The sequence below is a fragment of the Alteriqipengyuania triglochinis genome (assembly GCF_054655655.1).
Window position 1 is genome coordinate 621592 of the sequence record NZ_BAAHNC010000001.1, and the last position, 11370, is coordinate 632961.

An 11370-nucleotide genomic window follows, 5' to 3' on the forward strand; every position below is an offset into this window, starting at 1 on the left:
CCGCCGCGTTGTCTGGCGGGCGAGAAGGCCAATGGCAAACGTCGTTCGGTAACGGATTGTCGCCGGAACCTTGCTCGCTGCTGACGCGCACTTCCCTTTTCGATGCATGATCGCTAAATCGCGGCAGAATTCGACGAACTGCATAAGGACACGATTAATTCCATGGCGAAAGAAGAGCTCCTCGAAATGCGCGGTCGGGTTGTCGAGCTGCTGCCCAACGCGATGTTCCGGGTAGAGCTTGAGAACGGCCACGAGATTCTGGGCCACACGGCCGGCAAGATGCGCAAGAACCGCATTCGCGTTCTGACCGGCGACGAAGTGCTGGTCGAACTGACGCCCTACGATCTGACCAAGGGGCGCATCACCTATCGCTTCATGCCGGGTCGCGGCGGACCGGGTCCGCAGTCCAGCTCCTCTTCCTGATCGTTAGCAGGCACTCCGCGACATGACGGCGCGGTCCGACCTTACCCTCGTTCTCGCCAGCTCGAGCCCGCGACGGCGCGATCTGCTGGCCCAGATCGGCGTGACGCCGGACGATATCCGCTCGCCCGATATCGACGAAACCCCGCGCAAAGGTGAACTCGCCCGCCCCTATGCCGAGCGGATGGCGAGCGAGAAGGCGCTTGCCGTTCCGCGGCAGCAAGGCGAGGTCATCCTTGCGGGGGACACCACGGTCGCGCTCGGCCGCCGAATCCTGCCGCAGGCGACGGACGAGGCGGATGTGGCCCGCTTCCTCCGCCTGCTTTCGGGACGGCGCCACCGCGTCCATTCGGCAATCTCGGTCATCGATGCGAACTCTCGGCAGCGGACACGTTGCGTGACCTCGCAGGTTCGCTTCAAAAGCCTCTCCCGAGAGGAGATCGCCGCCTATGCCGCCAGCGGCGAAGGCATCGGCAAGGCAGGCGGCTATGCCATCCAGGGCCGCGCGGCGGGCCTGATCGACTTTCTCTCCGGCAGCCATTCGGGCGTTGTCGGCCTCCCTCTCTTCGAAACGCGCGCGCTGCTGAAATCGGCGGGGATCGCCCTTGGCTGACTGGCTTGTCGAGCACGGGATCGGCGAGACCCGTGCCCTGCTGGTAGAGGATGAGCGCGTACTGGCTGCCCGGCTGCACTGGCCGGGCGAGAGCATTTCTGGCGACGTCACCGCCCGGCTCGTCCGGCGTGCCAAAGGCGCATCGCGCGGCCTGGCGCAGACGCCCGAGGGGCTGGAGATCAACGTCTCGGGCCTCGCCAAGGAGGCGAGCGAAGGGCGCGACGTCCGGATCAGGATCACGCGCACTCCGATAGCCGAGAAAGGCCGTCTGAAGCGCGCCCAGGGCACCTATCTGCACGACAACGAGCCTGATCGCCCCGCCCCGTCCTTCATCCCCCATGGCAAGAGCGTCCGCAGCCTACCGTCCGGCCTGTGGGACGAGGTCTGGTCCGATGCGTGGGACGCAGAGGTCGCCTTTGCGGGCGGATCGCTCCTCGTCAGCCCCACGCCCGCGATGACGCTGATCGATATCGACGGCGATCTGCCCGCGCGCGACCTCGCCCTCGCCGCAGCGCCCGCCGTGGCGCGGACCATCCGCCGATTCGATCTTGGTGGGTCGATCGGGATCGATTTTCCCACCCTGTCCGAAAAAGAGCAGCGCCGTGCGGTCGACGAAGCGCTCGGCGAAGCGCTGGACGGCTGGCCGCACGAACGCACGGCCATGAACGGCTTCGGCTTCGTCCAACTGGTCGCGCGGCTCGAAGGCCCGTCCTTGCTCCACCGGCTGCACTTCCAGCGCGCGGGCGCCGCCGCCCGCATGCTGCTGCGCCGCGGGGAGCAGGCCGAGGGCATAGGGCCGCGCCTGCTGCTGCGCGCGCACCCGGCGGCGATCGAGCGGCTCGAATCGGGCTGGCTCACAGAAGTGGCGCGTCGCAGCGGACGCGAGGTGGTGACACAGGCCGATCCCGCGCTTGCGCTTCACGCCGGCCATGCCCAGATTCTCGCGTCATGAGCGAGACCACACGCCCCATCCCGAACCGACCCTGCCCGATCTGCCGGTCGACCCTGCGAACCGCCGAATTCGCGCCGTTCTGCTCCGCGCGCTGCCGCGACAAGGACCTCGCACGCTGGTTCAACGATGGATATTCCGTGCCCGGCCGCCCCGCCGATCCCGAAGAGATCGCCCGCGAACAGGATTGAGTGGAAAACAGGTGACGGATAGGGCTTGCCAAGCGTCCGCAGCTTCGCCATAGGCGCGCACTCATTCGCTCGCCGGACCATCCGCCGCAAGGCAAGGTCCGCCGTCGTGGCGACGCCCGGGTAGCTCAGTGGTAGAGCAGACGACTGAAAATCGTCGTGTCGGTGGTTCGACTCCGCCCCTGGGCACCACGCCCCTCCTTTCGCTTTTGAGACCGCCCCGAGTCCCGTCCGGCGGATAGCGGTCGATCCGCGTTTCGCATCGCGGCCCGGGGCACGGTATTGCCGCGCTAGCCCTTTGGAGCGCGGTGAGCGACAGGGTGACACCTGTCACCCTCGTGTCACCCCATAGGCCGACGAAAATTATCGCTCATTTTAAGCCCTTTGCCGGGACACCTCGTTCGCAGGGGTGACAGATCGGCGTTTTGCCGGATTGAGAGCGCTCACATGGGACGCAGCGCCCCGCAAAGAGCCGCATGCATTGGCGAAAACGCCGACGGTGGCGATGGTGACTGACGCTGTGAAAGAACGTCCATCGGCATAGCTGATCGCGGATCTGTAGGAAAATCGGGATGCAGCGCGCCCGAAACACCTGCGCGCCCCGCGCATTGATCGGGCAGACACCGGACAATCCGAAGAAGGGAAGCCCATGACCAAGATCCTCGTCCTTTACTATTCCTCGTACGGCCACACCTCGGCAATGGCGGAAGCCGTTGCGCAAGGCGTGCGCGACGCAGGTGCCGAAGCGGTGATCCGCCACGTGGCCGAAACCGCCCCCCAGGAGGTCGCGGAGAGCGCAGGCTTCACGGGCATGCCGGGCCACCAGGAGATCGACGGGCCGGACGAGCTGACCGAGTATGATGGTATCGTAGTCGGCTCCCCCACCCGATACGGCCGGATGACCAGCCAGATGGCCGCCTTCTGGGACACGACCGGCGGGCTGTGGATGAAGGGCGCGCTGGTCGGCAAGGTCGGCGCCGCGTTCACCTCCACCGCCAGCCAGCACGGCGGGCAGGAAACCACGCTGTGGTCGATCCTCAACAACCTGCTTCACATGGGCATGACCGTGGTCGGGCTGGATTACGGCTACGAAGGACTCGTCGGGGTGGACGAGGTCAAGGGTGGCACGCCCTACGGCGCAAGCACGATCGCCGACGGCGACGGCAGCCGCCAGCCGAGCAAGGTCGAGCTGGACGGCGCACGCTATCTCGGCAAGCGCGTCGCCGAAACGGCCGCCAAGCTGCACGGCTGACGCCCTTGCCCTGACACACCTCACACACCTGACACACCTGACACACCTGACACACCTGACACACCTGACACAGTGTCCTGAGCCCAAAAACCGCGCCGCCCCTTCCCTGCCGTTCAAGAGCAGCCCGAAGGGGTAGGCGCGGTTTGTCATGGCCCCGGTCTAGCGCGCAGCATCGCCGGTAGGACAGCGATGAATGGCGGGGCGCTCAACGAAAGGCGGCGTGGCAAATCTTGCATATACAAGCACTTTATGTTTTAAAGTAGCTATCAGAAAAAAGGAGTTTGCCATGATTCGCATGTCCATCATCACCGCAGCCGCGCTCGCCACGGCTGCTTTCACCACCCCCGCGCTGGCGGGCGAGGTTACCGTGACCCTCACCAATGTTCGTCCCGACGCTGGCGACCTTTACGTCAGCCTGCAGGGCGAGGCGCAGTTCATGCAGGCTGAGTCCGTAGCCGGAGAACTGGTCGAGAATCCGCAGGACGGCACGGTCACCGTGACCTTCGCCGAGGTGCCCGACGGCCGCTACGCGCTGATGGTGTGGCACGATATCGACGGCGACGGCACGTTCAGCATGGGCCCGCAGGGCCCGGCGGACGGCTGGGCGATGATCGACGCGGGCGACCTGCGGGGCATGCCGACCTTCGCGGCGCAGAGCTTCACGCTCGAAGGCAGCGCAAGCGTCACCGAACCCGTGATCTATTCGGCGGACGGGCAATGAGCGCCGCACCGTCATCAAGCGCGCAGGACGATCTGCGCATGATGCGCGAACTGGCGGAGGAGGGGCGCAACCGCCCCCTCCTCTCCGGTCGCCACCTCGTGCTGTTCGGCGCAGCGATCGCACTGGCAAGCCTGCTCCACGGCCTCGTGATGCTGCGCGTCCTCGCGTGGTCGCCCAATGCCTTGCCGGTCATCTGGCTCGGCCTGATCGCGCCCGCGATGGTGGTCAGCAGGCTGTGGCGCTCGGGCGAGGCCTATTGGCAGCCCTCGCTCGGCCACAAGGTCGAACAGGCCGTGTGGCAGGCGGGCGGTGCATTCCTCGGGATCATCTCGGTCTCGACGCTGGCGCTTGCCTATCTGCGGCTGGAACGCGATGGGGAGACGATCACCTTCTACCTGATGAGCATGATCGCACCCGTGACCTTCGGCGTCTATGCCACCGCCCTCGCCGCGAGCGCGGCCGCCGGGCGCGTCCCCGCATTGAGGCCCTTCGCCGCGCTCTCGATGGCTTTCGTGGTGGCAACCGCGCTGACCGCAGGCATCCCCGCCCAGTTCGCGGTGATGGCCGCGGGCGTGCTGCTCGTCTCGGTCGTCCCCGGCTTCATGCTGATCAGGCGCGAGAACACCCGTCGTGGATGATCCTCCGCCCGAACCGTCAATGGATTACCGGACGATCGACGATACGATCCACGGGCGCGTCCGGCTGGCCACGATGGCCTATCTCTCCAGCGCGGAATGCGCCGACTTCGGCGAGCTGCGCGTGCGCACCGGTGTGAGCGACGGCAACCTGTCGGTTCACCTGCGCAAGCTGGAGGATGCGGGCTATGTCCGCATTGAAAAGCGCTTCGAGGCCAGGAAGCCCGTCACCACCGCCTGCCTGACCGAGGCGGGCCGCGAGGCGTGGATCGCCTATCTCGACCGGATGAAGGCGATGCTGTTCGGGGACGAGGGGGCGTAGGCTTCGCAACGCCTCCCCTTCCCGCTGGCCCCAAGCGCGAGTAGGCAGTGCGGATGCACGAACCCGCCGCAGCCGCGCTTTCACCCTTCGACATCGCCGCCATCCTCGTGGTGGCGGCGGCGATCTTCGGATACGTGAACCATCACTTCATCCGCCTGCCGCATGTCATCGGGCTGACCGTGATGGGCGCGCTGGCGTCGATCCTGCTGATGGCGGCCAATGCGCTAGTGCCGTGGATCACGCTCGACGACAGTGTCGCCCAGCTGCTCGAGCAGATGAATTTCACCGAGACGCTGCTGGAAGGCATGCTGAGCTTCCTGCTGTTCGCGGGCGCACTGCATGTCGACCTCGACCGGCTGAAGGCTGACTGGTTGCCCGTACTGCTGCTCTCCACCGTGGGGGTCATCATCTCCACCGCGCTGGTGGGCGCCGCGGCGTGGGGGCTGGGCCTGCTGCTGGGCGTGCAGATCGCACCGATCTGGTATTTCGTGTTCGGCGCGCTGATCTCCCCCACCGATCCCGTTTCCGTCCTCGGCGTGCTCAAGACCGAAGACGTGCCGCTCTCGCTGCAAAGCGCGGTCGCGGGCGAGAGCCTGTTCAACGATGGCGTGGGCATCGTGGTCTTCACCATCCTGCTCGGCGCGGCAGTCACCGGCGCCGATTTCAGCCTCGGCGAAGGTGCGCGGCTTTTCCTGTTCGAGGCGGGCGGCGGCGTGCTGGTCGGCTTCGTGTTCGGCTGGATCGGCTTTCGCGCCCTGCGGTCGATGGACGAATACACGCTGGAGGTGCTCATCACGCTGGCGGTCGTGATGGGCGGCTATGCGCTGTGTTCGCAGCTGCATATCTCGGGCCCGCTCGCGATGGCGGTGGCCGGCCTGCTGATCGGCAACCACGGGGCGAACCTGGCGATGAGCGACGTCACGCTCGATTACGTCAACAAATTCTGGGAGCTGGTCGACGAACTGCTCAATTCCGTGCTGTTCCTGCTGATCGGGCTGGAGCTGATCGCACTGATCCCCGGTTGGACCGAACTGATCTTCGGCCTCGCTGCCATCCCGATCACGCTCGCGGCGCGGGCGATCGCAGTCGGTGGGGCCACCAAGGCGATCCCCGCAGCACGGCTCTCCACCCCCGGTTCGGGGCGCGTGCTGTGGTGGGGCGGCCTGCGCGGCGGCATCTCGATTGCGCTCGCCCTGTCGCTTCCTTCGGGCGAGACGCGCGACCTGCTGCTGGCCGCGACCTTCGCCGCGGTGCTGTTCTCGGTCCTCGTGCAGCGTGCGACGCTGGGCAGGCTGATCGACAGCCTGAGGGCGAGCCACTCGCCCGCGATGGAGGAAAATGCGACGCCGTCCAGCGCGGATTGAAGACGCACGCATTTGGCTGTAGGGCCTGCCGAATTCGCCCCCGGCAGGGCGGCGCCGCGCAGGTGCCGTTCGCGATGCCGGGGCAATCCTTTTTGAACAGCGCAGGTAAGCTCCATGTCCCGTCGTCGCCAGATTTACGAAGGCAAGGCCAAGATCCTCTACGAAGGTCCCGAGCCGGGCACGCTGATCCAGTATTTCAAGGACGACGCGACCGCCTTCAATGCGGAAAAGAAGGGCACGATCAACGGCAAGGGCGTGATCAACAACCGCATCAGCGAACATGTGTTCACGCGGCTGGCGAATATCGGCATCCCGACGCACTTCATCCGTCGCCTCAACATGCGCGAACAGCTGGTCCGCCAGGTCGAGATCATCCCCTTGGAAGTGGTCGTGCGCAATGTCGCCGCCGGATCGCTGTGCAAGCGGCTGGGCCTCGAAGAAGGCGAACCGCTGCCGCATTCGCTGATCGAGTATTACTACAAGGACGATGCGCTGGGCGATCCGCTGGTCGCCGAGGAACACATCGCCTGCTTCAACTGGGCCAGCCAGGAAGAGATGCAGGACATGTCGGCCATGGCGATCCGCATCAATGATTTCATCGCCGGCATGTTCGCCGCGGTCGACATCCGGCTGGTCGATTTCAAGCTGGAATTCGGCCGCCTGTGGGACGGCGACTATGCGCGCGTGATCCTGGCGGACGAGATCAGCCCCGACGGCTGCCGGTTGTGGGACATGAACTCGGGCGAAAAGCTCGACAAGGATCGCTTCCGCCGCGACCTCGGTGGCGAGGAAGAAGCCTACCAGGAAGTCGCACGGCGGCTCGGCGTGCTGCAGAACGACGACAACGCACCGGGTGAGGTGTTCGACCTGTCCGCCCACCGCGGCCGGATGCGCGGCGTTCCCAAGAAGAAGTAGGTTCGAGGAGAAATCGGCGCTGCCCTTGCGCGAGCAATATCGCTCCCGCATGGTCGCGCCATGATTTCATTCCCGAAAACCCGCCTCGCCTGCACTGCCCTCCTCCTCGGCTGCGCTCTCCCCGCCCTTGCGCAGCAGACCGCCGAGAGCCCTGCCGCCACCAAGGATGCCGCCGTGCCAGCGGACGACGGGTGGGACCCGGTCGAATGGGATCTGGAAGACAGCGATTTCGCGCCCGAGGCCGGGTGGACCTTCGGCATGCTCGACAACGGCATGCGCTACATCATCCGGCCCAACGACCGGCCCGAAGGCACCGTGCTGGTGCGCATGCTAATCGACGCAGGATCGCTCGACGAACGCGAGGACGAGCGCGGCTACGCGCACTATGTGGAGCATATGGCCTTCAACGGCTCGACCAACGTGCCCGAGGGCGAGATGGTCAAGCTGCTCGAGCGCCTCGGCCTCGCCTTCGGCGCGGACACCAACGCCTCGACCGGTTTCGAAAGCACGCAATACAAGCTCGACCTGCCGCGCGCGGACGAGGAGCTGCTCGACACGGCGCTGATGCTGATGCGCGAGACCGCGAGCGAGCTGACTTTCGACGAAGAGGCGGTGCAGCGCGAAAAGGGTGTGATCCTGTCCGAACGGCGGGTGCGTAACAATTACGCGCTGCAGAACACGATCGACCAGCTCGAATTCCTGTTCCCCGAATCGCGCCTGTCGCGCCGCATGCCGATCGGCACGATCGAAACGCTCGAAGCCGCCGATTCCGAAAATGTGCGCGCTTTCTGGGAGCGCGAATACGTGCCTGCCGACACCGTGCTGGTGGTGGTCGGCGATTTCGACCCGCAAATGGTAGAGCGCAATATCGTGGAGCGCTTTGCCGACTGGCAGGCCGCCCCCAGCCCCGAGCAGCCGGGCGCAGGCCCGGTCGATCCGGCGCGCGCGGGCAAAACCGATATCTACATCGACCCCGCGCTGACCGAAAGCATCACGCTGGTGATGAACGATCCCTACGTGGATCGCCCCGATACCGCACAAGAGCGCGTGAAAGGCCTGCTGCGCTGGATCGGCGGCGCGGCGATCAGCCGGCGGCTCCAGCGGCTCCAGCGGGTCGAGGATCCGCCCTTCCGCAATGTGTCCTTCAATGCCAGCGACTTCCTCGAAGCCGCGCGCAGCATCACGCTGGGCGTCGCGACCGAGGACGGCGAATGGCAGCGCGGACTCGACACCGGGCTCGACGAATTCCGCCGCGCGCTGATCTTCGGCTTCGACGAGAGCGAGATCGCCGAACAGGTGACCAACATGCGCACCCGTCTGGAAAATCAGGCCGCGAACATGGAAACCCGCACCAACGGAAGCTTCGTCAACGATGCGCTGGCCATCGCGCACGGCGACGCAGTACCGCTGAGCCCGCGCGAGGAGCTGGCGCTGTTCGAAGCTGCGGTTGGCGAGGTGACGCCCGCAAAGGTTCTCGCCGAAATGCGCGAGACGTTCCGCACCTTCGACGATCCGCTGATCCGCTTTACCGGCAAGTCCGCACCCGAGGGCGGCGAACAGGCGCTCAGGTCGGCGACCGCCAGCGCGCTGGCCCGCGACCTGCAACCGCCCGAAGCGACCGCCACCGCCGAGTTCGCCTATACCGATTTCGGCAAGCCCGGCACGATCGTGGAAGACACGGTTTCGGACGACGATCTGGCCATCCGGACCATCCGCTTCGCCAATAATGTCCGCCTCAATCTGAAGCAGACCGATCTTTCGGAAGACCGGGTCAGCGTGCGCCTGTCGATCGACGGTGGCGACATGCTCGCCTCGCGCGAAGCGCCGCTAGCGGTTGCGCTCACCGGGCTGGTGCCCTCGGGCGGCCTCGGCAAGCACAGCACCGACGAACTGCAGTCGATCCTCGCGGGCCGATCCGTCGGCCTGGGTCTGGGATCGAACGAGCATAGTTTCGATTCGGGGGCGACCACCACGCCGCGCGATCTCGAACTGCAGCTCCAGTTGATGGCAGCGCTGGTGACCGATCCCGGCTACCGCGCCGAAGGCCTGGGGCCCTGGCGCGCAGGGCTGGACGATTTCTTCGCCCGGCTGGGCCGCACGCCCGATTCGGCACTCGCCGAAGCGCTCGGCGCGCGCTTGTCGGATGGCGATCCGCGCTTCACGCGCCAGCCGGTCGAGGCCTATCGCGCGCTCGATTTCGACCAGCTGCGCGCGACGATCTCGGACCGGCTCGCCAATGGTGCGATCGAGATCGCCATCGTCGGCGACTTCGACGAGCAGCAGGCGATCGACGCGGTCGCGGCGACCTTCGGCGCGCTGCCCGAGCGCGAGGCGGAATTCCGCGACTACGACGACGTCTCCCCCCCCACCTTCACCGATGACCGGCGGTCCTACGAAGTGTTCCACGACGGCGAGCCGGATCAGGCCATCGTGCGACTGGTCTGGCCGACTACGGATAACGAGGACTGGGATACGACCTCTCAGTTGACCATGCTCGAACGCGTCACCCGGCTGATGCTGACGGACAAGCTGCGCGAAGAACTGGGGCAGACCTATTCGTCCTTCGTCGATTCGAGGCCGTCTTCGGTGTGGGATGATTACGGCACCTTCGCGGTCGGCGCGTCGGTCGACGTGGGCCAGGTAGAGCCCGCGCGCGAGGCGCTGCTGGAAGTGATCGCCGCGCTGCGCTCCGCCCCGGTGTCCGACGATCTGATGCAACGCGCGCGCCAGCCGGTGCTCGAATCGCTCAACAACCGCCTCAAGTCGAATGACGGGTGGATGGGGCTGGTCGGCGAAGCCCAGAGCGAGCCGGAGGATATCGAGCGCTTCCTGACCGCACACGCACGCTACGAGGCGATGACGGGCGAGGAATTGCAGGCGCTCGCCCAGAAATATCTCGTCCCGGACGAGGCCGTCGGGTTCACCGTTCTCCCGCGAGAGCAGGCCGAAGGCGCGACGGGCGGTGAAACAACCGCCCAGTGACCATTGCCCCTGCGGCACGGTCAGCTAAAGGCACGCGGTAACCCATCGGTTCGCGGCCCAAGGAGCATGTCATGAAGAAGCGCGTATTCGTCACCCTCAAACCCGGCGTGCTCGACCCGCAAGGGCGCGCGGTGCATCACGCGCTGGACGGGCTCGGCTTTTCCGGGGTCGAGGATGTCCGCATCGGACGTCTGATCGAACTCGACCTTGCCGACGACGTCACCGACGAAAAGATCGCCGAAATGTGCGAGAAGTTGCTGACCAACATGGTGATCGAGAACTACCGTATCGAGGATGCCCAAGGCCACGGGGAGTAAGCCGCGATGAACACTGCTGTCGTCACCTTCCCCGGCTCCAACTGCGATCGCGACATGCAGGTCGCGATCGCGCAGGTCTTCGGCAAGGAGCCCGCGCGCGTCTGGCACCGCGACACCGCCCTGCCCGACGGGCTCGATTTCATCGCCCTGCCCGGCGGTTTTTCCTACGGGGACTATCTGCGCGCGGGCGCGATGGCTGCCAACAGCCCGATCATGCGCGAGATCGCCAAGGCGGCGGAGCGCGGTGTGCCGGTGCTGGGCGTGTGCAATGGCTTCCAGGTGCTGTGCGAGGCCCAGCTGCTGCCCGGTGCGCTGATGCGCAACGCGAACCAGCGCTTCGTCTGCCGCGATGCCGTACTCAAGGTGGAAAACGCCGCCACGCGCTTCACCGGCCAATTTTCCGAAGGTGAGAAGATCACCATCCCGGTTGCCCACCACGACGGCAATTTCTTTGCCGACGAGGCGACGCTGGACGCGCTGGAAGGCGAAGGCCGGGTGGTATTCCGCTACACCCAGGCGACAAACGGCTCGCGCCGCGACATCGCGGGCATCGTCAACGATCGCGGCACGGTGCTGGGCATGATGCCCCATCCCGAACGTGCAATCGACGCCGCACATGGCGGGACCGACGGGCGCCGCCTGTTCACCTCGCTGATGGAAAGCCTCGCCGCAGCGGCGTAGGGATTTTCAGC

Annotated in this window: 13 protein-coding genes and 1 tRNA gene; all 14 read left to right on the plus strand. The window is 66.1% G+C overall.

Annotation, left to right across the window (positions count from 1 at the left end; translation table 11 throughout):
- Positions 1–162 precede the first annotated feature (162 nt).
- A complete protein-coding gene (gene infA / locus ACYQ0L_RS03125) occupies positions 163–423 on the plus strand; it encodes a translation initiation factor IF-1 (RefSeq protein WP_459787461.1) in 261 nt (86 codons plus the stop codon).
- A gap of 22 nt (positions 424–445) precedes the next feature.
- Positions 446–1033: a Maf family protein gene (locus ACYQ0L_RS03130; protein ID WP_459787462.1), complete on the plus strand. Its 588-nt coding sequence runs from the start codon at positions 446–448 to the stop codon at positions 1031–1033.
- A complete protein-coding gene (locus tag ACYQ0L_RS03135; RefSeq protein WP_459787463.1) occupies positions 1026–1985 on the plus strand; it encodes a ribonuclease E/G in 960 nt (319 codons plus the stop codon). The genes ACYQ0L_RS03130 and ACYQ0L_RS03135 overlap by 8 nt, the downstream gene beginning before the upstream one ends.
- Positions 1982–2173, plus strand: coding sequence for a DNA gyrase inhibitor YacG (locus ACYQ0L_RS03140; protein WP_459787464.1), 192 nt, complete (start codon positions 1982–1984; stop codon positions 2171–2173). Before ACYQ0L_RS03135 ends, ACYQ0L_RS03140 begins: the two co-directional genes overlap by 4 nt.
- Before the next feature lie 114 nt (positions 2174–2287).
- Positions 2288–2362 (plus strand) — tRNA-Phe (locus tag ACYQ0L_RS03145).
- A gap of 457 nt (positions 2363–2819) precedes the next feature.
- On the plus strand, positions 2820–3422 hold the full coding sequence (gene wrbA, locus ACYQ0L_RS03150; protein WP_459787465.1) for an NAD(P)H:quinone oxidoreductase: 603 nt from the start codon (positions 2820–2822) through the stop codon (positions 3420–3422).
- 286 nt (positions 3423–3708) lie between these two features.
- The gene (locus ACYQ0L_RS03155; protein WP_459787466.1) at positions 3709–4143 is read left to right on the plus strand and encodes a DUF2141 domain-containing protein; all 435 of its coding nucleotides are present in this window, start codon (positions 3709–3711) and stop codon (positions 4141–4143) included.
- Positions 4140–4781, plus strand: a complete 642-nt coding sequence (locus ACYQ0L_RS03160; RefSeq protein ID WP_459787467.1) for a hypothetical protein — start codon at positions 4140–4142, stop codon at positions 4779–4781. Before ACYQ0L_RS03155 ends, ACYQ0L_RS03160 begins: the two co-directional genes overlap by 4 nt.
- Positions 4774–5100 carry a winged helix-turn-helix domain-containing protein gene (locus tag ACYQ0L_RS03165; protein WP_459787468.1) on the plus strand — a complete coding sequence of 109 codons (327 nt, stop codon included), beginning with the start codon at positions 4774–4776 and terminating at the stop codon, positions 5098–5100. The genes ACYQ0L_RS03160 and ACYQ0L_RS03165 overlap by 8 nt, the downstream gene beginning before the upstream one ends.
- A gap of 53 nt (positions 5101–5153) precedes the next feature.
- Complete coding sequence (locus ACYQ0L_RS03170; protein ID WP_459787469.1) at positions 5154–6464, plus strand: cation:proton antiporter; 1311 nt, start codon at positions 5154–5156, stop codon at positions 6462–6464.
- Between the two features lie 114 nt (positions 6465–6578).
- A complete protein-coding gene (purC, locus tag ACYQ0L_RS03175) occupies positions 6579–7379 on the plus strand; it encodes a phosphoribosylaminoimidazolesuccinocarboxamide synthase (RefSeq protein ID WP_459787470.1) in 801 nt (266 codons plus the stop codon).
- A gap of 60 nt (positions 7380–7439) precedes the next feature.
- Positions 7440–10361: a M16 family metallopeptidase gene (locus ACYQ0L_RS03180; protein ID WP_459787471.1), complete on the plus strand. Its 2922-nt coding sequence runs from the start codon at positions 7440–7442 to the stop codon at positions 10359–10361.
- 71 nt (positions 10362–10432) lie between these two features.
- Positions 10433–10678 (plus strand): phosphoribosylformylglycinamidine synthase subunit PurS, encoded by a 246-nt coding sequence (gene purS / locus ACYQ0L_RS03185; RefSeq protein WP_459787472.1) that lies wholly within the window; start codon positions 10433–10435, stop codon positions 10676–10678.
- Between the two features lie 6 nt (positions 10679–10684).
- Complete coding sequence (purQ, locus tag ACYQ0L_RS03190; protein WP_459787473.1) at positions 10685–11359, plus strand: phosphoribosylformylglycinamidine synthase subunit PurQ; 675 nt, start codon at positions 10685–10687, stop codon at positions 11357–11359.
- Positions 11360–11370 lie beyond the last annotated feature (11 nt).

What these genes read in the sequence shown, in the direction of transcription:
- infA (WP_459787461.1), top strand. Translation starts at nt 163, where the DNA reads ATGGCGAAAGAAGAGCTCCTCGAAATGCGCGGTCGGGTTGTCGAGCTG.
- ACYQ0L_RS03130 (WP_459787462.1), top strand. Translation starts at nt 446, where the DNA reads ATGACGGCGCGGTCCGACCTTACCCTCGTTCTCGCCAGCTCGAGCCCG.
- ACYQ0L_RS03140 (WP_459787464.1), top strand. Translation starts at nt 1,982, where the DNA reads ATGAGCGAGACCACACGCCCCATCCCGAACCGACCCTGCCCGATCTGC.
- wrbA (WP_459787465.1), top strand. Translation starts at nt 2,820, where the DNA reads ATGACCAAGATCCTCGTCCTTTACTATTCCTCGTACGGCCACACCTCG.
- ACYQ0L_RS03155 (WP_459787466.1), top strand. Translation starts at nt 3,709, where the DNA reads ATGATTCGCATGTCCATCATCACCGCAGCCGCGCTCGCCACGGCTGCT.
- ACYQ0L_RS03160 (WP_459787467.1), top strand. Translation starts at nt 4,140, where the DNA reads ATGAGCGCCGCACCGTCATCAAGCGCGCAGGACGATCTGCGCATGATG.
- ACYQ0L_RS03170 (WP_459787469.1), top strand. Translation starts at nt 5,154, where the DNA reads ATGCACGAACCCGCCGCAGCCGCGCTTTCACCCTTCGACATCGCCGCC.
- purC (WP_459787470.1), top strand. Translation starts at nt 6,579, where the DNA reads ATGTCCCGTCGTCGCCAGATTTACGAAGGCAAGGCCAAGATCCTCTAC.
- ACYQ0L_RS03180 (WP_459787471.1), top strand. Translation starts at nt 7,440, where the DNA reads ATGATTTCATTCCCGAAAACCCGCCTCGCCTGCACTGCCCTCCTCCTC.
- purS (WP_459787472.1), top strand. Translation starts at nt 10,433, where the DNA reads ATGAAGAAGCGCGTATTCGTCACCCTCAAACCCGGCGTGCTCGACCCG.
- purQ (WP_459787473.1), top strand. Translation starts at nt 10,685, where the DNA reads ATGAACACTGCTGTCGTCACCTTCCCCGGCTCCAACTGCGATCGCGAC.